The organism is Gaoshiqia hydrogeniformans (assembly GCF_049347105.1).
Taxonomy (GTDB): Bacteria; Bacteroidota; Bacteroidia; order Bacteroidales; family Prolixibacteraceae; genus Gaoshiqia; species Gaoshiqia hydrogeniformans.
Genome location: NZ_CP186334.1, coordinates 3,321,324 through 3,345,776, shown reverse-complemented (window position 1 = coordinate 3,345,776; position 24,453 = coordinate 3,321,324). Strand labels below are relative to the sequence as shown.

At 47.1% G+C, this 24,453-nt stretch carries 16 protein-coding genes; 1 reads left to right on the top strand and 15 read right to left on the bottom strand.

What is annotated here, in order from left to right; all coding sequences use genetic code 11:
- Positions 1-9: 9 nt before the first annotated feature.
- The 3 genes from ACOIT5_RS13555 to ACOIT5_RS13545 all read right to left on the bottom strand — a co-directional run bounded on the left by ACOIT5_RS13555 (position 10) and on the right by ACOIT5_RS13545 (position 5,278).
- Entirely contained in the window at positions 10-3,315 is a 3,306-nt protein-coding gene (locus ACOIT5_RS13555) for a SusC/RagA family TonB-linked outer membrane protein (RefSeq protein ID WP_423126691.1), read from the bottom strand.
- 201 nt (positions 3,316-3,516) lie between these two features.
- Positions 3,517-4,626, bottom strand: a complete 1,110-nt coding sequence (locus tag ACOIT5_RS13550) for a FecR family protein (protein ID WP_423126690.1) — start codon at positions 4,624-4,626, stop codon at positions 3,517-3,519.
- A 94-nt stretch (positions 4,627-4,720) separates the two neighbouring features.
- Positions 4,721-5,278, bottom strand: a complete 558-nt coding sequence (locus tag ACOIT5_RS13545; protein WP_423126689.1) for an RNA polymerase sigma-70 factor — start codon at positions 5,276-5,278, stop codon at positions 4,721-4,723.
- 263 nt (positions 5,279-5,541) lie between these two features.
- Between ACOIT5_RS13545 and ACOIT5_RS13540 the strand changes: the two genes are divergently transcribed.
- Positions 5,542-6,612 carry an IS4 family transposase gene (locus tag ACOIT5_RS13540; protein WP_423126649.1) on the top strand — a complete coding sequence of 357 codons (1,071 nt, stop codon included), beginning with the start codon at positions 5,542-5,544 and terminating at the stop codon, positions 6,610-6,612.
- A gap of 138 nt (positions 6,613-6,750) precedes the next feature.
- On the opposite strand, the gene ACOIT5_RS13535 is transcribed toward ACOIT5_RS13540, so the two are convergent.
- The 12 genes from ACOIT5_RS13535 to ACOIT5_RS13480 all read right to left on the bottom strand — a co-directional run bounded on the left by ACOIT5_RS13535 (position 6,751) and on the right by ACOIT5_RS13480 (position 24,346).
- Positions 6,751-7,116 carry an MTH938/NDUFAF3 family protein gene (locus ACOIT5_RS13535; RefSeq protein WP_423126688.1) on the bottom strand — a complete coding sequence of 122 codons (366 nt, stop codon included), beginning with the start codon at positions 7,114-7,116 and terminating at the stop codon, positions 6,751-6,753.
- 66 nt (positions 7,117-7,182) lie between these two features.
- Positions 7,183-8,301: an ABC transporter permease gene (locus ACOIT5_RS13530; protein ID WP_423126687.1), complete on the bottom strand. Its 1,119-nt coding sequence runs from the start codon at positions 8,299-8,301 to the stop codon at positions 7,183-7,185.
- Positions 8,302-8,358: 57 nt separating this feature from the next.
- Positions 8,359-9,465 carry an ABC transporter permease gene (locus ACOIT5_RS13525; RefSeq protein ID WP_423126686.1) on the bottom strand — a complete coding sequence of 369 codons (1,107 nt, stop codon included), beginning with the start codon at positions 9,463-9,465 and terminating at the stop codon, positions 8,359-8,361.
- A gap of 282 nt (positions 9,466-9,747) precedes the next feature.
- Positions 9,748-10,494, bottom strand: a complete 747-nt coding sequence (locus ACOIT5_RS13520; RefSeq protein WP_423126685.1) for an ABC transporter ATP-binding protein — start codon at positions 10,492-10,494, stop codon at positions 9,748-9,750.
- 48 nt (positions 10,495-10,542) lie between these two features.
- Entirely contained in the window at positions 10,543-11,454 is a 912-nt protein-coding gene (locus ACOIT5_RS13515) for an ABC transporter ATP-binding protein (RefSeq protein WP_423126684.1), read from the bottom strand.
- Positions 11,455-11,535: 81 nt separating this feature from the next.
- Complete coding sequence (locus ACOIT5_RS13510; protein WP_423126683.1) at positions 11,536-12,435, bottom strand: HlyD family secretion protein; 900 nt, start codon at positions 12,433-12,435, stop codon at positions 11,536-11,538.
- 17 nt (positions 12,436-12,452) lie between these two features.
- Positions 12,453-13,709: a TolC family protein gene (locus tag ACOIT5_RS13505; RefSeq protein ID WP_423126682.1), complete on the bottom strand. Its 1,257-nt coding sequence runs from the start codon at positions 13,707-13,709 to the stop codon at positions 12,453-12,455.
- Positions 13,710-13,720: 11 nt separating this feature from the next.
- Positions 13,721-14,332, bottom strand: coding sequence for a TetR/AcrR family transcriptional regulator (locus ACOIT5_RS13500; RefSeq protein WP_423126681.1), 612 nt, complete (start codon positions 14,330-14,332; stop codon positions 13,721-13,723).
- 162 nt (positions 14,333-14,494) lie between these two features.
- On the bottom strand, positions 14,495-15,910 hold the full coding sequence (locus ACOIT5_RS13495) for a flotillin family protein (protein WP_423126680.1): 1,416 nt from the start codon (positions 15,908-15,910) through the stop codon (positions 14,495-14,497).
- A 19-nt stretch (positions 15,911-15,929) separates the two neighbouring features.
- Entirely contained in the window at positions 15,930-16,523 is a 594-nt protein-coding gene (locus ACOIT5_RS13490; protein WP_423126679.1) for a hypothetical protein, read from the bottom strand.
- 158 nt (positions 16,524-16,681) lie between these two features.
- Positions 16,682-17,650 carry a DMT family transporter gene (locus ACOIT5_RS13485; RefSeq protein ID WP_423126678.1) on the bottom strand — a complete coding sequence of 323 codons (969 nt, stop codon included), beginning with the start codon at positions 17,648-17,650 and terminating at the stop codon, positions 16,682-16,684.
- Between the two features lie 123 nt (positions 17,651-17,773).
- The gene (locus tag ACOIT5_RS13480) at positions 17,774-24,346 is read right to left on the bottom strand and encodes a T9SS type A sorting domain-containing protein (RefSeq protein WP_423126677.1); all 6,573 of its coding nucleotides are present in this window, start codon (positions 24,344-24,346) and stop codon (positions 17,774-17,776) included.
- Positions 24,347-24,453 lie beyond the last annotated feature (107 nt).

The window sequence follows — 24,453 nt, the reverse complement described above, 5'->3', positions numbered from 1 at the left end:
AATTTTACATTATAAAGTAAACCGGACATTAACACCCACGGTACGCATACCCGGCAAAAAGGCGCTTTCTGCTCCCTGTCCGTTCCGGTCAACATCATAAGTCACATCGGGATCGAACCAGGAACAGCCGTTATAGATGTAAAACAGGTTACGCCCTACTGCGGAAACCCTCAGCAATTTCACCATATTGCTCCGTAACGGGATCGTGTAACCTACTGAAAACTCCCGCAAACGCGAGTTGGTGGCCTCGTGGCTAAACGGTTCTCCGGCCCCGTTGCTGATGCGCCCGCCAAGGGCGGCAGCGTAGGTCTGGGCATCCACCCGGATGTCATTCGGCGTTCCGTCTGAATCTTTGACACCATCGATCAGGATACCTCCTTCACGGCCAAAGAGAGAAGCCTTGCTTGTTCCGGTTTCCAGCATCATGGCTTCGGTAGCCGATTGCCGGACCCCGCCATAATTCAGGTCGATCAGGAAAGTCAAATTCCAGTTTTTATAACGCAAATTGTTGGTCATCCCGCTTTGCCAGTCATAATTAAAATTCCCCAGGTATGTATTGGGGGTCGGCGTGTTCGAATAATCAATCTTTGGCAGTCCGCTTGAATCAACAATAATTTTCCCCGCGTCATTTTTCACATAACCGTAGGTATAGATTTCGCCAAACGGTTTGCCTACAATTGCCCAGGTTTGTCCAAGTGACAGGTTCGGCGAACTAACCTCATATTCCTTTTGGATATCGGTCAACTCAACCACCTTATTCTTGTTCTTCGAGAAATTCAAATCAATTGACCAGTCAAAGTCGGAAGTTTTTACAGGTATGGCGTTAACCATCACTTCAATCCCCTTGTTTTGAATGTTCCCGCAGTTGATCCAGCTTTGGCTGTAACCTGAAGTAGCAGGCGTAACAACCAGGATCAACTGATTGAGTGTGTTCGATTTGTACCAGGTAAAGTCAATCCCCAGTCGGTTATCCATAAACCGGATTTCACCTCCGGCCTCCCATGATTTGGTTTTTTCGGGAATCAGGTCGATCGGCATTCTCGTTCCTGAAGGATAGAATGTTCCCACCGGCCCCGTTGCAGCGGCAGAGTATGTATTATAAATCTGGGCAAAACCGGCGCCGTTACCGACTTCGGCATAAGAACCGCGCAGTTTGGCAAAAGAGATCAATTCCGGTAAGGTCAACATATCGGAAACTACGGCAGTTAAACCAACGGAAGGGTAAAAATAATCATGTGGCGCAGGCAGGGTCGAGCTCCAGTCGTTCCGGGCCGTGACATCCAGAAATAACAAATCACGGTAACTTAGTTGCCCCATCCCGTAAACAGACTGACGCTGAATGCGCGATTCGGCATCGGTGCTGACCAAACTTTTGGCATAACTCAACGCAAATTTATTTTCCGCAGTCAGCCCGTTGGAGTTCGATTCCATACTCCGGGCCTGCGAATCTTTTATTTCGGCCCCCAGGTTCAAATTCAACCGCAGGTTTTTTACCAGTTCTTTGTTGAATACCAGCAAAACGTCGCCGTTGATATTTTGATTTTTGCCAAACCTGGTGTAATAGTTTCCTTGTCCGGAGTTAATATACTGCGTATCCCAATAGGTTTTTCGTTCTTCATCGTTATTGGCGATATTCATTCCACCTCTTAACTGGACATATAACCAGCTGGCAAAATCGTAGCGCAAGGTCAAAAAGGTGTTTACCCGGTTGGTAGTAGCCGGCGCTTCGTAACCTTTTTCAGACCAGTAGGGGTTCACCACTTCTGTAGCGCCCGGAGCCCAGGTTAATTGTTTCAACGAGAATTCATTATCATAATACGAAGCCGCTTTAATATCGTCGGTCCGGATACTACGTGGCATTTTCAGCAACTGGAACATGGGGCTGAACAAGTCGTCGCCGGTAACCGGCTTGTCGTTCAGGTGCTGGCGGTAATAAGTAATCTTAAAATCCATGTTCAGGTTTTTCAGCAGTTCGGTATTCAAACGCATGTTAAAATTGTGCCGGGTCAGTCTGTTATCTTCCAAAACGCCCTGAGCCACCGTGTTGCTGTATGAAAAATAGGTGGTTGATTTCTCTGTTCCGGTACTATACGAAAAGCTGTTGGTGAAATTATTTCCGGTCCGGAAAAAATCCTTCACATTATTGCGTTGCGGCAAGAGCTTGGTTTCTTTCCCTGTCCAGTCGACCACGGTTTGCCCGGTCATTTTTACCCCCCAGCTTTTCACAAACTCCTGTGCATTAAAAGCGCCGCCGGTTCCCTGTGAATATTCGTTTTGAAACTCAGGATACAGATACGGCAAGTCGAAAGTAGTCACAGAATTGACTTCTATTTTTGCAGCTCCGGCTTTACCTTTCTTTGTAGTCACCACAATTACGCCGTTTTGAGCGTTTGATCCGTAAAGGGCGGAAGCGGCAGGGCCTTTCAGCACATTTATGCTTTGCACATCATCGGGATTAATTCCCGAAAGTTCGCCTCCGCTGGTTCCCATCTGAATCCCGTCAACCACCACCAGGGGCTGAGCGACCCCGTTGATGGTACGGTCGCCGCGGATGATGATACGCGGATCTCCGGAAACACCGCTGGCCCCGGTGGAGGCAGTAATGGAAACTCCTGCGATTTTACCGGCCAGTGCGTTCCCCAGGCTAACATCTTTGATCGCCGTCAGGCTGTTGATATCGACCTGCTGGGTTGAATAGGTCAGACTCTTTTTACTTTTTTCGATACCCAGCGCCGTAACAACCACTTCTTCAATCGCCAGTTTTTCTTCAACCATCACCACATTTATGATTGTTTGGCTTCCTACCTGAATATCCTGCGGGGTATAACCGATAAATGAAAAGTGAAGAACAGCCTGGTCGTTCGGAACCACCAGACTATAGTTTCCCTCTCCGTCGGAGATTGTTCCGGTCGTGGTTCCCTGGATCGAAATGCCTACTCCGGGCAAAGGCAGCCCGGATTCGATCGTCACCTTACCCGTTACTCTCCTGCTTTGCATCGATGCGGATGGTTCGGAACCGGCTACTGAGGAAATAACGATCAGGTTATGCCCCATTTTACTGAAATCGAGCCCTTTGCCCTGAAGCGCCATTTCAAGAAGCTCATCAACGGTTGCATTCTCCATGTTAACGCTGACCCGTTTCCCTTCAATATTCTCGTAGCGGTAAAGAAATTTCACGGAGGTTTGCCGTTCAATTTCCGTAAAGAACCGGTCCATTTCCAGGTTTTTTACATTTATGGTTGCGACCGTGTTCTGGGAAATGACCGCGGTAGCCTGAAACACAAAAAATAAGATCATTCCGATAGTTAGTTTCATGACTAATAAAATTTTTCCGGAGAGAGAAATTAATGCATCTCTCCCTTGTACGTAATAATTTTTTTTCATAGAATTGATACGTGTTAATAATTTTTATCTGGAATTAATTTACACACGGGGACCGGGGAATGGTGGTGCATTCGTTGGTCCCTACTTTTTAGTTAGGCTTAGTTTTTACATAGGCGCTATTTTTAAGTTCGTTTATTTGTTTTTTCTAATGATCACGTGTTTCTTATTTAATTCATATTCGAACGAGGCGGCATGTTTTAAGGCGCCAATGGCCTGTTCAAAAGTTTCCTGGTCAAAGGTTCCCGTAAACCGGTAGTTCAAGACCGACGAATCCTGTATATCAATGGTTACGCCGTACCAGCGTTCCAGTTTGGTTTTCACTTCATCAAACCGTTGCCGTTCAAATACCAGCTTATCCGCACACCAGGCAATTTCGTTTTCGGCGCTAAGCAGGTTCGTCAGTTCTGCACGTGCTATTTTAACCGGGGCCGAATCGCCAAAACGGTTTCCCTGATGATCCGAAATCGCATCATCTTGGTTAATCTCCTTAAACAGCACCAGCTTCTGACCCGGCTTAAGAAATAAATTATCGTCGTTGCCCTGCGCTGATTTTACCCCGATCACTTCGATCGAACCTTCCAGCAGGGCCGTTTCGATCCGGGTATCTCCGGCATAGGCCCTGACATTGAATTTGGTTCCGTGCACTTTAATATTCATGCCGTTCATGTTGACTAAAAAAGGGCGGTGTTCATCCTTTTGGACTTCGAAATAAGCTTCCCCTTCGAGAAAAATTTCCCTTCCTTTTTGTTCAAAATTGGTTGGATAACGAAACCTGGCGCCGGCGTTCAACCATACTTTGGTACTGTCGCCCAACACGATCATCGATTTTGAACCGTGCGGCACAACAATTTCGTTGTAAGAGCTTTGTGATCCGGCGCTTTCAGACAGCTGTGTCAGCCAATACCATTGGGCGCCCCAGGCAAGCAGGCATACCGCTGCATAACGCAACGCGACTTTTGCAATTCGGCTCAAACGTGCATTTCCTTTTTTCAGCACAGATACTCCCGACTGTTTTTGCTGTTCAATTTTCCGATGAATCCGGTTGAGTAAGTCGGCCGACGAAAATTCAGCCGTTAATTCGTCCGCACCTGTTTCATTCCATTTCTCGCCGATCCAGTCATAAACAAGGGGTTCATTCTCAGGATCATTAAAGAAATCGAATACAATTTTTCGCTCGGCTTTACTGATTTTCCCAAAAGAAAACCGTTCCAGGAGCTCTTTTATTTCCTTCTTCTTTTGCATGGTATTCGTGATTCTACAATGAAGAATACCTGAAAAGCGTTTCTTTCCGTGAAAGGGAAAGTTATTTTTTTGAGGTTCTGAAGAAAATAAGAATTCAGGGGAGAATGCTCAGGATGATCAGCCTGAGTTTGTGCATTTCTTTTCTTAAATAATCGAGGCTGTGGCGGATCTGGGTATCCACCGTATTTTCGGAGATCTGCAGAATTTCGGCAATCTGCCTGTAAGTTAATCCTTCTTCTTTACTCATCCGGAAAATTTGAGCGCGCCGCTCAGGCAAATGATCAACCAACTGAAAAACCTGCTCAATTATCTTCTTTTTTTCCAGCTCATCTAAATCTGCCTCCTGGCTGTTAACCACATAATCGCTGTAATGCCCGCGGATGGCCCGAAGTTTTAAAATATCGTAAATCTCGTTCCGCACGATCCGAAAAAGATAGCCTTCAACCGACTTATTTTCATCCAGATGCAACCGGCGTTCCCACAAAATGGTAAACACTTTCTGGATCAGATCTTCCGTTTCGTCCCGGTCTTTCAGAAATTTCAATGAGAAAGCAAAAAGCTTTTTGTGACATCTGTAATAGATTGCATCAAATGCATTCTTGTCACTTTGCTTCAATGCGTTTATCAAGATCTTCTCATCGGGTACGCTCATAGGAAATAACTGACAGACTGAAATAAATATAAGAAATTCCGGCGCAACTTGATCACATTCTTCCCGGTTAAAATTAGAAAAAATGATGAGCATATGCCAAAAAAATATGAAATGGTTTTACTGAATTCTATGTTTTAAGTCATTACCGTCCCATTAAAAACTAAAAAAGTTCTTTGATGTATTTGAAATTTAGTTAGTTGTATCCATTTTTCGAGCGAACGGACTTGAATTTTTAGTTTTGCATCAGATTATTCTGATTGCATATGTATCAAGACAAATACGTTTTCGCTCAACTGGTCTCGTTTCTGAATCGAAGCAAATTCAATCGTATTGTTGCCAAATACAATGGCGACAAATACGTGAAGCATTTCACTTGTTGGAATCAATTGCTATCTCTGATGTTCGGGCAATTGTCAAATCGTGAAAGTCTTAGAGATTTGATCGTCGCACTTGATGCTCATCACTCCAAATCTTATCATTTGGGATTGGGCAAGAACATTTCAAAATCATCACTGGCCAGAGCCAATCAAGACAGGGACTATCACATCTTTGAAGAGTATGCTTACTATCTGGTAAACGAAGCCAGGCAGAAACGCGTTGCTGACATCTTCAAGCTTGAAGGCAATGTCTATGCTTTTGATTCAACGACAATTGACTTATGCCTTTCGGTATTCTGGTGGGCGAAGTTCCGTAAGAAAAAAGGTGGAATCAAAGTACATGCATTATACGATGTGGAGACACAGATACCTGCATTTTTCCATATCACTGAAGCATCTGTTCACGACTCTACTGCCATGAAAGAGATCCCTTATGAATCAGGCTCATATTACATATTTGACCGTGCATATAATCACTTCAAGATGTTGTATAAGATTCATCAAATAGGAGCTTTCTATGTTTTAAGAGCCAAAAAGAATCTACAATGCAAGATGATCAAATGGAAACGAAGATTGCCCAAGAACGTGCTTTCAGATGTAACAATTGAATTGACTGGGTTTTATCCTAAGCAATACTATCCAGAGCATCTTAGATTGGTCAGATATTGGGATGAAGAACAAAAGCGTGAGCTTGTATTCTTGACCAATGCAATGCACATTTCTGCATTGCAGGTTGCTGAACTTTACAAGAACCGCTGGCAAGTCGAGCTGTTCTTCAAATGGTTAAAGCAACATCTGAAAATCAAAAAGTTTTGGGGTACTACTGAAAATGCTGTTCGGATTCAAATCTACGCTGCCATGTGCACTTACTGCTTGGTGGCAATCGTCCAAAAGGACATGCAACTTGATAGAAGCACATATGAGGTCTTGCAGATTGAGCATATCTTTAACAGATAAAACTAATCTTCGAGACCTATTTGATAGAACTAAATTTCAAAATGACAAAGAACGTTTTAGCCTTAATGAGCCAAATTTGTTTAATTATTAATACGTCCCGATTTTAATGGGACACTAGTGGTTTTAAGTAAAAAATAGTCAGCAGGTAACATGGAACATTCCGATTACTTTTCCTTCAGCGGCATTCCATACGTGAACCGCCTGCAGGGTATCAACCAGTCGTACCTGACAATTCTTTTGCTTAAAAAACGAAGCTGCCTCTTCTGAAAGCTTTACATAGCCAATCTGACCAGTACCAATAATGAGTTGTTTTGCTCCTGGCTCATAAATAGTAACTGCTTCTTCCAACGAAATTTTATGCGAGGTTCCGTATTTCTCCTTCGATAATTTCTTTTTCCGTTTTTCAATCTGCCCGTTCAGGCGGATCAGCACATCATAATTATATTGTCTGCCCGAGATCGTAATCATCCCGAATTGCGTTCCCTCAATAACCGGTATCATCATTCCCTCCTTTCTTCTTAACAGGAATATATACGAAAACCACCAAAATAAGGTGCTTTTACCTTTCGGTCAACTCGTTTTCCGGTAGCGCCAGATGGCCAGACTTAAGAACGAGACACCAATCACGGTCAGTGAAACAAATTCATCCAATAAATCGGAAAAACCGGAGCCTTTCAGCACAACCATGCGCATAATCCGCATAAAATAGTAGATTGGGTTGATACGGTCGAGCCATTGCGCCCAATGAGGCATACTTTCGACCGGGGTGAATATGCCGCCCATCAGGATGAAAATCATCATAAAGAAGAAGGTTACAAACATTACTTGCTGCTGGGTTTCGGTAACCGTCGAAATAAACAGTCCCAGACCAAGTACGCCAACCAGGTAAAGGGCAGCAAAACCAAACAGCAAAGGCAGGCTGCCCATGATGGGAAGGTCGAAAACCACGCGGGCAATAATCAGCCCAAAAGCCAGGTCGAACAAAGCAATGACCAGGAACGGCGCCAGCTTACCCAAAATAAACTGGTACTTTTTAATGGGAGTCACGTTGAGTTGCTCAATGGTGCCGATTTCCTTTTCGCGCACCAGGTTCATGCCCGACAAAAACATGCCGATAATCGTTACCAAAATAGCCAGGATGCCCGGCGCCATGTACCACTTGTAATCCAGTTCGGGATTGTACCAATAGCTGTCTTTCACCTCGATTCGCCTGGGTGGGTTAAATTCGGGCAGACCTTTCCATTCGGCAATCACCGACTTGTTGAATCCCGAAAGGATCCCCAGGGTGTAGGAATAAATCAGTGAGGCTTTACTACCATCAATCGCGTTGATCAGCAGCTGCACTCTAGCCTCTTCTTCACGGACCAACGAACGTTCAAAACCCTGCGGAATCACCAACACAAAATCCGCCTCTTCTTTTTTGAAACTGTTCTCGGCATCCTGCAGATCAAACGACGCGTCGTGCAAGCGAAAAAACGGCGAACCTTCAAATTTGCCTGTCAGTTCGCGCGAAGTTGCCGACAGATCCTGGTCAACCACATAAATATCCACGTTTTTCAAATCGTAGGTTGCTGCAAACACCAGGATCAGCATTTGCACCAGCGGCAACACAAAGATCATGGGTAACATGGTTTTGTTTCGGAATACCTGGATGAATTCTTTTTGAAGAATGTATCGGATAGTTTTCATCTTTTTAAGGTTTCGGGTTACGAATCGCGAGTTTCGAGTTCAACTACTCACCACTCACTACTCAAGTCTCGTTTTAAATTTTCTCACGGCAATCGCGGTAAAAACCGCTGCCATGCCCAGCAGGATCAGGCTTTCTTTCCACACGTACAGGAAGCCGGCGCCTTTCAGCATGATGTTTTTCAGGATGACAATGAACCAGCGCGGCGGCATGATATTCGACAAAAGCTGCAATGGATAAGGCATGTTTTCGATCGGGAAGATAAATCCCGACAGCAGGATCGTTGGCAACATCAGCGCAATCATGGAGATAAACATGGCCACCATTTGGTTTTTGGCAACCGAGGAGATCAGAATACCCAAACACAGCGCCATCAGGATAAACAGGATACTCTCCGCCATCAACAAAAACCAACTCCCGTGAATGGGGACGCCAAATACGAAGTGGCCAATCAACAAAATAATCAAGGCATTGATAACAGATAAACCCAGGTAGGGCGCCACTTTGCCAAGGATGATCTGTACCGGGCGCAACGGCGACACCAGCAGAATCTCCATGGTACCCAGCTCTTTTTCCCGGGTGATGGATATGGAGGTCATCATGGCGGAGATCAGCATCAGGATCATGGCCATAATTCCGGGCACAAACAGATAAACCGACTTCAGCTCTTCGTTGTAAAACATGCGTACCTCCGGTTTAATCTGCATGGGCATGTGCAATTCGCCCATCTCTTTCAGCATATAATCGTTGATAATGCCCGTGGTATAAGCGGCCAGCATTTTCCCCAGGTTGGGATCAGACGCATCGGCGATCACCTGCACGGCTGCCTTGCCGTCGCGTTCGAGGTTTCGGGCGAAGTCCGGTTCAAAAACCAGCACCTCTTTTACTTTTCCTTTTTTAAAGATGGCCTCAATATCCGCTGTACTTTCGAGGTACTGATCCATAAAAAAATAACCTGACGACAAAATCTTGTTGGTAATTTCGCGGGTGACTTCATCTTTCGACTGGTCGCAGACCGCGATGTGCACATCTTTGATCTCGTTGGTAATCACCGTTCCAAACAGCAAAAGCTGGGCAACGGGTATCCCAAACAGGATAATCATGGTCCGCACATCGCGGAAGATGTGATAAAATTCTTTTTTTACAAATCCGAAGAAACGTTTCATTGTCTTGAGTTACGGGTTGTGAGTAGCGAGTTGCGAGTTGCGAGATTGTACCTGCAACATTTGCTTCTTACTTTAAAGTTTTTTGCCGCCCTGTCAGCATTCGTTGTATTTCATCCAAATCTGAAGTCAGCAAATCAAAATCTGTTTGATTGAGATTGTGTGTTTTTGTACATGTCCGTGACAAGTTCTATTGCCTTCTGCCAAACTTTTAATTCTTTAAAATTATTCATGATTATTTGTTTTTGGTTAAAACGTTCATTCAATGAAAATACTCACGACTCGTTACTCACGACTCACGACTCCTCTCGCCAGCTTCAGAAATACCCCGTTCATATCGTTTGAAGCAAACTGCTTTTTCAGGTTTTCGGGTGTGTCGAGAGCGGCGATGCGGCCATCCACCATGATCGACACGCGATCGCAGTATTCGGCTTCGTCCATGTAGTGGGTGGTTACAAAGATGGTTTTCCCTTCGGCAGCCGCTTCGTAAATGAAATCCCAAAACTGCCGGCGGGTGATCGGGTCGACGCCTCCGGTCGGTTCGTCCAGAAAAACAATCTGCGGATCGTGAAAGAGCGCTACCGAGAAAGCCAGCTTTTGTTTCCAGCCCAAAGGCAGTGAGGCAATCAGTTTATTGCGTTCGGTTTCGAGTTGCAATTTTTTCAACAGAATTTCTTCCTTTTCTTTTCGCTGTTTTGTTGAAATACCATAAATACCGGCATAGAAGCGGATATTTTCGGCAATAGTCATGTCTTCGTACAACGAAAATTTTTGACTCATATAGCCGATGTTCCGCTTAATTTGCTCTGTTTGTTTATAAACATCAAAACCTCCAACCATTATTTCTCCTGAAGTTGGACTTGACAGCCCACAAAGAATACGCATGGCGGTGGTTTTTCCGGCGCCATTCGCTCCCAGGAAACCAAAAATTTCGCCTTTATGAACCTCGAAGTTCAGGTGATCGTTTGCCACGAAAGCGCCAAACTTTTTGACAAGATCTTTGACCTTTATTACCGGGGTTTGTTGATCCATTTTTGTTCTATTTAATATTTTCCAGTTTTAACCACGGAGACCACAGAGTTAACCACCACTCTCCCTCATCAGCGCCATAAAAACATCTTCGATGCCTGGCGAAATTTCATACACCTGCAGTTTTTCATGTTGTCGTCCCATCAGGTAGCGCTCCAGTTCCACGGCTTCCAGGCTGTCATCTTTGGGCGTAACGTGCATAAACTGTCCAAAAGCGTATGCCGTGCCCACCTTTTCCCAGGCCCGCAAATCGTTGATCAGTCGCGGCATATCCGCTGATCGGGCGGCAAGCAGCTTTCGTTTGTAAGTTTCCACGATCCGGGCCGGGCTGTCGATACTCAGTATTTGTCCTTTTTGCATCAACGCCACCCGGTCGCACAGACTGGCTTCGTCCATGTAAGGTGTCGAAACCAAAACGGTAATTCCCTGTTTGCGGAGCTTTTTCAGCATTTCCCAGAATTCCATGCGCGAAACGGCATCCACGCCGGTAGTCGGTTCGTCGAGTATCAAAATTTCGGGCTTATGGATCAGTGCGCACGAAAGAGCCAGTTTCTGTTTCATTCCTCCTGAAAGTTTACCGGCCAAACGCGCTTTAAACGGCTCAATCTGAACGTAAATATCCCTGATCAGCTCGTAATTTTCGGCAATGGTGGTACCAAACACGGTGGCAAAAAACTCCAGGTTTTCCTCCACCGTCAAATCCTGGTAAAGCGAAAAACGGCCGGGCATATAACCCACCAGGCTCCGGATTTTTTTGTAGTCGGTTATGACGTCGAGACCAGCCATTTCGGCTTTGCCCTGATCCGGAAGAAGGAGCGTCATCAGGATCCGCATCAGTGTGGTTTTTCCGGCGCCATCCGGCCCGATCAACCCAAACAATTCGCCTTGTTTCACTTCGAAAGAAATATCTTTCAAAGCCGTGGTTTTGTTGTAGGACTTTGATATGTTTTTGACTTCGATCATTAGGTTCCAAATTTCAAATTCCAGATTTCAGATTAAAGGGCTGCTGCCTACCAGCAGTTAACATTCAGCATCTGCAACCGCTCACTGCGACAGACCACTGCTCACGAACCGGATTTCGCCCGGCATGCCGATTTTCAGGCGCCCGTCATTTTTCACCTTCACTTTTACCGCATACACCAATTTTATCCTTTCTTCTTTGGTTTGAATGATCTTGGGTGTAAACTCAGCTTCCGGTGAAATCCAGTTCACAACACCAGTCATCACCTGATTATCACGTTTATCACTATCAATCAACACGTTTACCTCTTGCCCAAGTTTAAGATGGGGCAACTGGGCCCCGCTGACATAAACGCGCAGATCCAGTTCGGTCAGGTTTCCAAGTTTGACAATCGCCTTGCCGGGCGAAACCAACTCGCCCGGCTCCACATATTTTTCAAGTACCACCCCGCTCATCGGACTGGTAACCAGACATTTTTCCAGTTGATTTTTTAGAATATCCCACTGGGCCGACAGCACAACCATCTCACTGTCGATGGTTTTAAATTGTGTATTCAGACTTTCCAACTGTTTTTCCAGTACGCGCATCTGCCCGTCTACATCGTCTACCTGCTGCCGGGTTGCCGCCTGATCGGCAAATAGTTTATGAACACGGTCCTGCTGGATTTTCAGGTTGCTGATTTGCTCCTGCAAAACCTCCGACTGCGCCCGGACACTGATTTTTTTTATCGCCACGGCCTGCAGTTGCGCTTCCGCCTGTTTCAACTGAAGGCTCAACTGACTGGTATCCACTACCGCCAGAAGTTCATCTTTTTCAACCTGGCTACCCAGGCGAAGCCCAAAGCTGATCAGCTTTCCCGCCTGTTCGGCAGAAACAATCGTCTCATCGGTTTCAAAATTGCCGTAAGCGTCCGATTTGTCATCTTTCCCTTTGCACGACATCAGCGCGACCAATGCCAGTACAACCACATATTGAAGTTTCATTTTTCTGTTTTTCAATGTTAGTTACCTTGTATGTTTTGATAATTAATTTTAGCAGCTTCCAACTGCACCTTATGTGTTTCGAAAGTGATCCGGGCGGCCGCTTCCGCATTGAGGTCCTGAAGATAATCTGACATGGTTATGGCTCCGTTTTCAAGCTTTGAGGCGGAACTTTTCGTAATCCGCTCCTGCAGTTCAATCAGCTCCCGGTCACTTTCGAGTATATCTTTTAATTGCCTGATCTTGCGCGATTCGCTGTCGAGCGCAATATTCACCTGGCGTTCAAATTGTTGTTGTTGAGTTTGAACTATTTGCTGCTGCAGGCGGATCATCTCCTTGTCGCGTTTGGTATTTTTCCAGTCAAATACAGTCCAGTTCAATCCCAGGCCAACCAGGTAATAAGTATCAAACGCATCATTCAGCATATTTAAGCCGGGGCGTCCGTAACCGGCCTGTCCAAAACCAAACAAACGGGGATTACGTTTTTTCTGAAGTAAATCAGATGCCGCATCCAGCAAGTCCGTCTGCTTATCAAACAGATTTAACTCGGGACGGCTTACCGGACGGTCAAAAACCGGCTCAGCTGGTTCAATTGCCAGATTTTGAAGATCAGCTGGCTGTTTCCCCGTCAGGATGGCCAGCGCTGAATGAACAGTTTCCCGGTTCGACTGCAATTCAATTTGTTGCTGCTTCACCTTGATCAGTTCGGCAAGCAGCAGATCCAGATCGGAAGCCAGCACCATGCCATGTTTGACGCCCGATTCGGCCTGTCGTTTGCCGGCCTCCAGGGTTTCCTTCTTTTTAGCCAGAACCTCCAGGTTTTGCTGAAGAACGAAACTGGTAAAAAACAAATAATTCACCTGTTCGTTCACCTGGTACAATTCCACCTCGACTCCCTGCAGGTTGGTTGCCTCCTGAGCAGTTTCGAGGCGCTCATTGGCTTTGGTCAGTCCGCCATCCCAAATATGCTGACGCACATCCAGGTACATTTTGTATTGATCTTTTGAGACTTCCGGAATACTGACACCGGGGAGTGAAATCCCGACGCGCGTTACATCAGACTGGTAGGTGGCCTGGGCATTCAGGCCGATTTGCGGCAGATAACCGGTTTCGTTGTTTGCCAGTTTCAGTTCAGTCATCTGCCGGTAAAGCTCCTGCTGTTTCAAAAAAGGATGTTGCTCCCGCGCCCATTCCCGGCAATCGCTTAAACTCACCGGTTCCTGTGCCAGCAATTGTACCGGCAACAAAAACCACAGAAATAATTGTTTTCTGATCATTGTTTTCGTGTTTATCTGGGTTCAATGGCCCTGAGTACAAATCGTTTGACTTCTTCTTTCCGTTCTTCAAGAAAAGCCCGTGTGGCTTCTTTATCCTCATCGAAAGCAACAAAGCTGATGACCGGTTTACCTGCAAAAGGGAATACGCACAAGCTAATCACGTTGACCACCAGGTGTTCCGGTTTCATCCGGATAATTTCGCCCCGGTCCATCGCTTCCGAGATGATTTTAAAAATGGGTTTTGGACTAAAACCATGTTTAATCACCAATTTGAAGAAAACGCTAGGATCCCGGTTCACCTCTTTCAGAATAAATCCGGGCAAATAAGGATACTTTAGCAACAAGTCGAGGTAGGTGTCAATAGCTTGTTCTACCTTCGATTTAAAATCGATATCCGATTGCAAGATCTGACCGATTTTAGGAAAAGCAAAACTGATGATTTTGCTAAAGATAGCGTCAAACAGCTTGTCTTTACTCCTGAAATAGTAATGTAATAAGGCTTTATTGATTTTTGCCTCATCGGCTATTTCCTGCATGCGGGCTCCATCCATGCCTTTGCGTACAAATACCGTTGTGGCGGCATCCAGTATTTTTTCCTCGGTATTGTCTTTTTTTAAATCCATAGCTATTTTAACTAAATGGTTAAATCATGTGGTCAAATATACGGCATCTGTTTTTAACAGGCAAGCAAATTAACCAAAAAATTTAACCAAATGGTTAAATTTATTTCAAAATAAAAGGGTAACCCAGGGCTACCCTTCCAAAATCAAATCCTGTAAGACAGATTATTCATCCGTTTTCCTTATCTGTTTTTCTTCAGATTTCGCTGTTTTTTCAACGGAAGCAGTCTTTCCTTTTAAGTAATCAGGCAGTTCCAGCCCGGCCGTTTTAAAAATATCATCCAATGGCGGAATAGCTCCCAACATGCCTTGCATAAAATTGGCCGTCGACGTTTTTCCGTCTTTGCCGTTTCCGGTTTCCCAAACGGTGACTTTATCAATTTTAATGTTTTTGATTGCTTCCACCTGGGTTTTTACCAATTCGGGCAACTTATCGGCAATCATCATCATTACCGCATCTTTCGAATTATTTCCGGCGGCTTTCACCAACATATCGAAACCTTCGGCCTGTTTGCTCAGGATTTCGTAAATCCCTTTGGCCTGGGCTTCCATTTTCATATAGATGGCATCGGCCTCGCCCTTTGCATGGCGCCGGATTTGTTCGGCCAAAGCTTCGGCGTCAATTTCAACTTTCTGCTTATCGATCTCAGCCGGCACCACAATATTCGCCGTTTGAGTCGCTTTATCGCGATCAGCACGCACCAATTCGGCTGCACGCTCGGCCGCGTAAGCTTCTTCGAGCGCCTGTGCCTGTTTCACTTTCTCGGCGGCAATCGCTTTACGTGTGGCTTCAGCTTCTTTTTCGCGTCGCTCTGCATCGGAATTGGCGATGGTTACTTTGGCTATATTTTCACCTTCAACGGCAGTAGCATCGGCCCGGGCTACCTGAACACGTTGTTCCTGGTGGGCATCCGCTTGTCCGATTTCACCATCGCGGTTCTTTTCAGCAACACTTTTCTTGGCATCATTGATCGCCTTTGCCGCGGCTTCTTTACCCAATGCCTCAATATAACCCGATTCGTCATTGATGTCGGTCACATTCACGTTGATCAGTTTCAAGCCGATTTTTTTGAGTTCCGCTTCTACATTTGACGACACGGCAGCCAGAAACTTATCGCGGTTACTGTTAATCTCTTCAATCTCCATGGTGGCAACCACCAAACGCAGCTGGCCGAAAATAATATCTTTTGCCAGGTTACTGATCGTTTCCTGAGAAAGTCCCAGCAAACGTTCCGCTGCGTTGGTCATAACACTTGGTTCGGTAGAAATACCAACCGTGAAACGGGAAGGAACATCAACACGAATGTTTTGTTTACTCAAAGCGCTTCTCAAATTAATCTCGATCGAAATCGGTGTCAGATCAAGAAATTCATAGGCGTGAATAATCGGCCAAATGAAGGCAGCGCCCCCGTGAATACATTTTGCGGAACGGGATTCGCTGTTGATCCCCTTTCCTACTTTACCGTAAACAACAAGAATGCGGTCGGACGGGCAACGCTTATACCGTTTCGTCATGGCCACGATAATCATAAACAAGAACAGGGCAGCGAGGCTGACCATAATCACAAAGTAATTGTCCATAGCTGGTTATTTTTGATTTTTAGTTGGAATATCGTTTTACCAGGAGAATCTGATCATCAATCACATCAACCACCTGAATGATGGATGAGGTCACAATGGGTTCGACATCATTGGTCATGGCGTCAAGGGTCTGGAGTGTTCCCTGGATGGTCATCTGAACTTTTCCCAGACCTCCTTGCTTTGCCGGTATGGTTAAATAAACTTCACCAAGTTTTCCGATTGCATTTTTCATCCTCAAATTGCCGGTTTCTGACAGCTTCGACATGAAATAAAACAATGCAGCCATGGCGAACATCATAAGAAAACCACATAAAACAGATAATAATATAATCAGCCAAACGGCCATTCCGGCATGGATAAACCCCAGGCCCGACCAACCAAACATAGCAAAGAATGCAACAATATTCTTCAACGATAAAAACTGAAACGGAATACTGTCACCATCGGCAAGAGACGCGTCAAAATCAGTTCCAACATCGGCATCCACATCTGCTCCGATAACCGTTGAAACAAGCATCACAAGAAAAATTAAGGTAGACGGAATCGTAAAGATCCAATAGATTTGTTCGAGCAGGTTAAGTTCCTCCCAAACCGGAAAGATGGATAGTATCATAACGGGTGTTGGAATAATAGTTTTGTTAAAATTACGAATTAACTTTTTCTTTCCAATGGCAAAATACAAATTATATTAAAAAAATAGATTCAAGTGTTGAACAACACAACACTGCTTTTCCAATACCGGTCGGGCAAAAAACAAACAGGAGTATATCGCTATTTCTGATCGAAAACTTCTTTTTTTGCAGATACAGGAACCGGTTGAGGCAGTAAGCCGGAAGCTCTCCGGTTGGAATAATTCATCATAAATAAGGACGAGGCAATCACCAGCATGCCGGATACAGCGACCCAATCCGGCTGTTCATCAGGCAGGATAAGCCAGCTCAACACCGCTCCGGAAACGGGTATCAGGAATTTCCATGAATTGAGACCGGATACTTTTACGCCGGGGCGTTGGAGCAGGGTAAACCAAATGCCGAAAGCCGCCGCCGAAAGAAAACTCAACCAAGCCAATGCAACAAAATATTCGGCAGAAACTGCTTTCAAACCATAACCTTCGATGGGAACAGAAATTAAAGTCAACACAATCCCGCCAATCAGCAAAGAAGAAGAGCTAAGCACCACCGGCGAAATTCCGTCGGGTTTCTTCGCCACCAAAACATTCGCCACTCCCGATGTCACATTATTCATCAACAGTAAAACCACGCCCAACAAACTAATCTGCAATCCCGAAGGCAGTTCACTTCTTCCAAAACTAATAACGGCCACTCCCGCCACTCCGAATAAAATACTGAAGGTTTTCATCCCGTCCATTTTGTCGTTATAAGAACTGAAATGCGAGACCATAGAAATAAACAAGGGAGACGAACCAATGATCATGGCAGAAACTGACGCCGGCAACAAACTGATTCCCGCGTAAAAAAACATGTACTGAATAACGGTCTGCAAACCCGCTATCAACATTACAAAACGCCAGTTCAGCCGAACTTCTTTCCAATAATCTCTGCTGTTATTGAAATAGAAAATAAGCATCAAACCCGAAATAATAAACCGCAGCCCTGCAAACTGAAAAGGTGAATGGTATTTCAATCCGATCTTTACACCAACAAAGGCCGATGACCAAAGCAAACAGGCAATAATTGCCAGAAATACCGTACCTGAAAAACGCCTTTTTAGGGATGACATGTCACAAAGTTGATGATTTATCCTGAATTAAGTTGTAATCAACCGCTCTTAAACAAGTGACATAATAATTTGTTGACAAAAAAAAAGGGTGTCCGATGGACACCCTCCCTTTCAAACCACAGCTTACTTATTTTTAATTACTTTTCCTGTAAGCGTTTGGTTATTTAACACGAATCGATAATAATAGACGCCTGCGGGTAACCCGGAACCGTCAAATTCAACAGAGTAGGTTCTTCCTTTGTAAACTATTTCGTTAAGGGCATCCCCAACCTTACTTCCGAGTAAGTTATAGATTCCAATCTGTGCCTCACCATCCTGGTTTGGTACAAATTCAAATCTGACACTCTTGTCGAACGGTGTCGGGAAAGCTTTGATCTTTACAGGTTTATTATCTTTTCCGGATAAATCTTCGGTGGCTTCTACAACAGGCTGTTCTGCTTCCGATGCAAACCCGCCACAGTCAACCCCCATTTCCGTAACGGAGACCATGCCGGCACCATTTACATCACAGGTTACTGCGTGGGCAATTACCCAAACAGGTCCTTCCACATTTGTAAATTCAACCGTGTAATTATTCACCTTATTCAGACTTCCTGCATTATGAGTATATTGTCCGGGAGCGACGGTTTCTTTTCCGTTCTTCGCGAGCGGATATTTATCACATCCGACGTACAAATGGACCTCACTCATCGAATAACCCGGATCGGTTAGGTACTGAACCGTCAGCGTACTTCCTGAATAAGTGACTTCAACCCTACCGACCAGTTCGCCCTTATCAGGATTACATTGGGCTGCTCCGGCGTAAAGAGGCATTGAATATTCCCCTTCTTCGGAAATTGAGTTTGTCCAGCCCCATCGATTGAATCCATCATTAAGGAAGCAAACTGAACCGCCTTCCAGCATACCATAAGCAGTTTCACAGTTCGGCTCACATGGATCAACGGTTACATTGACCACACATTCAGTTGAATTATTACCACATTCATCAACTGCGGTGAACGTGATGGTGGTTATACCCTCTGCAAACGGGTCGTTCAATTCCAAACCATCTGAACGGGAAGCGGTAACTTCCACAGCTCCATCGCAGTTGTCTGTTGCTATAGGCAATTCAATGAATGGCGCTAATTCGCATCCGGCAACATAGATATCGTCAGGACATTCGATCACAGGTCCTTCCAGGTCAACTTTCCAGCTTACCGTAACCGTTACTGCTTCGGCCTGGTTGCCGCACTCGTCAACAGCGGTGAACGTGCGGGTCTGGCTCTTCAGGCAATCATCGCCCATCACATCGCCGTCGGTATATTCAACCGTAACTTCTGCATCGCAGTTGTCGGCAGCTGTTGCGCCGCCAAGCGCTGCTTCGATTTCTTCTGCAGTCGGGTTACAGCCTAAGTCGGAATCTTCGTTGGCGGCCGTGATGACCGGTGCTTCCAGATCAACTTTCCAGCTTACCGTAACAGTGACGGCTTCGGCCTGGTTGCCGCACTCGTCAACAGCCGTGAAGGTGCGGGTCTGGCTCTTCAGGCAGTCATCGCCTGTTACATCGCCGTCGGTATATTCAACCGTAACTTCTGCATCGCAGTTGTCGGCAGCTGTTGCGCCGCCAAGCGCTGCTTCGATTTCTTCCGCAGTCGGGTTACAACCCAGGTCTGAATCTTCGTTCGCAGCTGTGATGACCGGTGCTTCCAGATCAACTTTCCAGCTTACCGTAACCGTGACGGCTTCGGCCTGGTTGCCGCATTCGTCAACAGCCGTGAAGGTGCGGGTCTGGCTCTTCAGGCAGTCATCGCCCATCACATCGCCGTCGGTATATTCAACCGTAACTTCTGCATCGCAGTTGTCGGCAGCTGTTGCGCCGCCAAGCGCTGCTTCGATTTCTTCTGCAGTCGGGTTACAACCCAGGTCTGAATCTTCGTTCGCAGCTGTGATCACCGGGGCTTCCAGGTCAACTTTCCAGCTTACCGTAACCGTGACGGCTTCGGCCTGGTTGCCGCATTCGTCAACAGCGGTGAACGTGCGGGTCTGGCTCTTCAGGCAGTCATCGCCCATTACATCGCCGTCGGTATATTCAACCGTAACTTCTGCATCGCAGTTGTCGGCAGCTGTTGCGCCGCCAAGCGCTGCTTCGATTTCTTCTGCAGTCGGGTTACAGCCTAAGTCGGAATCTTCGTTCGCGGCTGTGATAACCGGGGCTTCCAGATCAACTTTCCAGCTTACCGTAACAGTGACGGCTTCGGCCTGGTTGCCGCATTCGTCAACAGCGGTGAACGTGCGGGTCTGGCTCTTCAGGCAATCATCGCCCATCACATCGCCGTCGGTATATTCAACCGTAACTTCTGCATCGCAGTTGTCGGCAGCTGTTGCGCCGCCAAGCGCTGCTTCGATTTCTTCTGCAGTCGGGTTACAGCCTAAGTCGGAATCTTCGTTGGCGGCCGTGATGACCGGTGCTTCCAGATCAACTTTCCAGCTTACCGTAACAGTGACGGCTTCGGCCTGGTTGCCGCATTCGTCAACAGCCGTGAAGGTGCGGGTCTGGCTCTTCAGGCAGTCATCGCCCATCACATCGCCGTCGGTATATTCAACCGTAACTTCTGCATCGCAGTTGTCGGCAGCTGTTGCGCCGCCAAGCGCTGCTTCGATTTCTTCTGCAGTCGGGTTACAACCCAGGTCTGAATCTTCGTTGGCGGCCGTGATGACCGGTGCTTCCAGATCAACTTTCCAGCTTACCGTAACTGTGACGGCTTCGGCCTGGTTGCCGCATTCGTCAACAGCGGTGAACGTGCGGGTCTGGCTCTTCAGGCAATCATCGCCCATCACATCGCCGTCGGTATATTCAACCGTAACTTCTGCATCGCAGTTGTCGGCAGCTGTTGCGCCGCCAAGCGCTGCTTCGATTTCTTCTGCAGTCGGGTTACAGCCTAAGTCGGAATCTTCGTTCGCGGCTGTGATCACCGGGGCTTCCAGATCGACTTTCCAGCTTACCGTAACGGTGACGGCTTCGGCCTGGTTGCCGCATTCGTCAACAGCCGTGAAGGTGCGGGTCTGGCTCTTCAGGCAATCATCGCCCATCACATCGCCGTCGGTATATTCAACCGTAACTTCTGCATCGCAGTTGTCGGCAGCTGTTGCGCCGCCAAGCGCTGCTTCGATTTCTTCCGCAGTCGGGTTACAGCCTAAGTCGGAATCTTCGTTCGCGGCTGTGATCACCGGGGCTTCCAGATCGACTTTCCAGCTTACCGTAACCGTGACGGCTTCGGCCTGGTTGCCGCATTCGTCAACAGCCGTGAAGGTGCGGGTCTGGCTCTTCAGGCAGTCATCGCCTGTTACATCGCCGTCGGTATATTCAACCGTAACTTCTGCATCGCAGTTGTCGGCAGCTGTTGCGCCGCCAAGCGCTGCTTCGATTTCTTCCGCAGTCGGGTTACAGCCTAAGTCGGAATCTTCGTTCGCGGCTGTGATCACCGGGGCTTCCAGATCGACTTTCCAGCTTACCGTAACCGTGACGGCTTCGGCCTGGTTGCCGCATTCGTCAACAGCCGTGAAGGTGCGGGTCTGGCTCTTCAGGCAGTCATCGCCTGTTACATCGCCGTCGGTATATTCAACCGTAACTTCTGCATCGCAGTTGTCGGCAGCTGTTGCGCCGCCAAGCGCTGCTTCGATTTCTTCCGCAGTCGGGTTACAGCCTAAGTCGGAATCTTCGTTCGCAGCTGTGATCACCGGGGCTTCCAGATCAACTTTCCAGCTTACCGTAACGGTGACGGCTTCGGCCTGGTTGCCGCATTCGTCAACAGCCGTGAAGGTGCGGGTCTGGCTCTTCAGGCAGTCATCGCCCATCACATCGCCGTCGGTATATTCAACCGTAACTTCTGCATCGCAGTTGTCGGCAGCTGTTGCGCCGCCAAGCGCTGCTTCGATTTCTTCTGCAGTCGGGTTACAGCCTAAGTCGGAATCTTCGTTCGCAGCTGTGATGACCGGGGCTTCCAGATCGACTTTCCAGCTTACCGTAACCGTGACGGCTTCGGCCTGGTTGCCGCATTCGTCAACAGCGGTGAACGTGCGGGTCTGGCTCTTCAGGCAGTCATCGCCCATCACATCGCCGTCGGTATATTCAACCGTAACTTCTGCATCGCAGTTGTCGGCAGCTGTTGCGCCGCCAAGCGCTGCTTCGATTTCTTCTGCAGTCGGGTTACAGCCTAAGTCGGAATCTTCGTTCGCAGCTGTGATCACCGGGGCTTCCAGGTCAACTTTCCAGCTTACCGTAACCGTGACGGCTTCGGCCTGGTTGCCGCATTCGTCAACAGCGGTGAACGTGCGGGTCTGGCTCTTCAGGCAGTCATCGCCCATCACATCGCCGTCGGTATATTCAACCGTAACTTCTGCATCGCAGTTGTCGGCAGCTGTTGCGCCGCCAAGCGCTGCTTCGATTTCTTCTGCAGTCGGGTTACAGCCTAAGTCGGAATCTTCGTTCGCAGCTGTGATCACCGGGGCTTCCAGGTCAACTTTCCAGCTTACCGTAACCGTGACGGCTTCGGCCTGGTTGCCGCATTCGTCAACAGCGGTGAACGTGCGGGTCTGGCTCTTCAGGCAGTCATCGCCCATCACATCGCCGTCGGTATATTCAACCGTAACTTCTGCATCGCAGTTGTCGGCAGCTGTTGCGCCGCCAAGCGCTGCTTCGATTTCTTCTGCAGTCGGGTTACAACCTAAGTCGGAATCTTCGTTGGCGGCCGTGATAACCGGGGCTTCCAGGTCGACTTTCCAGTAATAAGTAATACTTACCGGAACAGCCTCATTATCACAATAATCAACAACAGTAGCCGTCCATGTTTGACTCATACCGCAACCTTCGGCATCCTGAACGGGACCATCTGTTGCTACATTTGGTGTAAAGTCACCGCAATTATCTGTTGCAGTAAATTCAGGAACAGGAATTTCATCGGGGTTACATCCCCAATCGTATCCGTCAACTGCTTCGGTTGAGATCACCGGTATCTCTTCATCTTGAATAGCTACAATTTTTTCGCAGCTACTTTCACATCCGTTTTCATCCGTAACAACCAATGAAAGGGTAAATGTTCCGCAAACGGCGTCAGCCTTTACCGTTACTGATTGACCATCAGCACCTCCAATGATTGCTACATCGCCTGATACGCTCCAGGCATATGTGCTTATCACTGACGTTCCGTCGTAGGTATAAGTAAATTCCCCGTCCGGGCAAACAGAGTCGTCGCCGGCAATGGAGCATAGCGGGTTATCGTTAACGGTAACCTGTGTTTCCTCGGTGAAAACACAAACGTCAGTGGTCATTCCGGTTGTTGGCAAACGAAGCGACACGGAGATGGTTTTGCTACCCGACCCGCCAAGCATAGCAATCAGATCGCCAATCAGCGGGAAGTCTCCATCACCGGTAATCGCCACAAAATCGTTCCAGCTAAATGCCGGAAAGTTGGTGGCAAGATAATTTTGAAGTTTTATATAATCTTGCTGTAAAACAGCATCTATCGAAAAACTAATTTCAAGATCAGCAAGGTAATCAACGATTGCATCAATGTTTTCAAGGGTCACACTCAGGCTTGCCCCAACTTCATCCTGACATAAATGAATATCAGCAGGAAGCGTAAACGAGATTGGCACATCATTCACCAATGCATCCGTTTCACATTCGGACGACAGAAGTCCATCTGAAATTTCCACGTGCAGGGTATATCCGCCCGGATTTTCAGACAGCACTGTTACTTCAGCCCCGTTTGTCGGGCCAACAAACGCAGCTCCCGAGGTATTGTTCAGAATAGTCCATACGTAAGTTGGACTTGAGGCATCTGAAGTGGCCTGGAAGGTGATTACTTTTCCGCCACAAAACTGATCAACCGGTACAACATCGCAGGTAGGCGGTATGGCAACGGCGTCAGCAGAAAGCGACCGGTCCTGGTTTCCCAGATTATTCAGGTTCCAGTCGATGATACGCATATGATAGGGAGAACCGCTGATTCCACCGGCCGACCTGGGGGTTCCGTCAGGGAAATATCCCCACTCCAACCGGCTGCCGATGTGTCCGCCCCAGGCAAGTACGACTGAGGCTGCTTCGGCTGTAAAATTAACGGTAATTTTCTGTGCTGACTGAGCCACCGCCAAATCTGCGGCATGGGCGACACCGTTTTCGTCGGTATACGTAATACCGGAAATGGTACCACCCCACATGGCCATCAAGATTTCGCTGCCGGGAAGAGCTGCATGGCTGGATGCCGGCATGCCGGCAACCTCGGAGTTATATCCCGGAGGAGCAGGAATCGCCCAGGTACTGGTCGGACTCATCAATTGCCCGTCAAAGGCTGTTCCCTTTGTGGGGTCAACTATTTCGGCATCGTGACCATACATACTGTGGTCTTCCATCCGTTGGAAATGTGTCAGGTAATCCAGGGCATGTTTACCACTGTGTTTGGCATCATATTCCAACGTCAGTTGAACGTCCACGCCAACAGGCATCTTAATCATTACGGCACGGTATGCGACCGACATACCCTCGGCATAATGAGAATTTTGAGCGCCCAGGTTACCATTTACCCAGCTCGGGTCGGGAAGAGGATTGGTTGCAGAACCATTACGCAACTGGTCGAGAGCCACAGCTGCCTGGTTATACTGCGCATAGCTTGTAGCGGAACTGAACAGGAGTCCGCCCAACACAATCAAAAATACCAAACGGAATTTTTGAAAGAATCGAAATGTTCGAAAACACAGGTAAAGTTTTTCCATTTTTCAAAATGTACGATTAATAAAACATTAGTTCTAATATCATCAGAGAATAC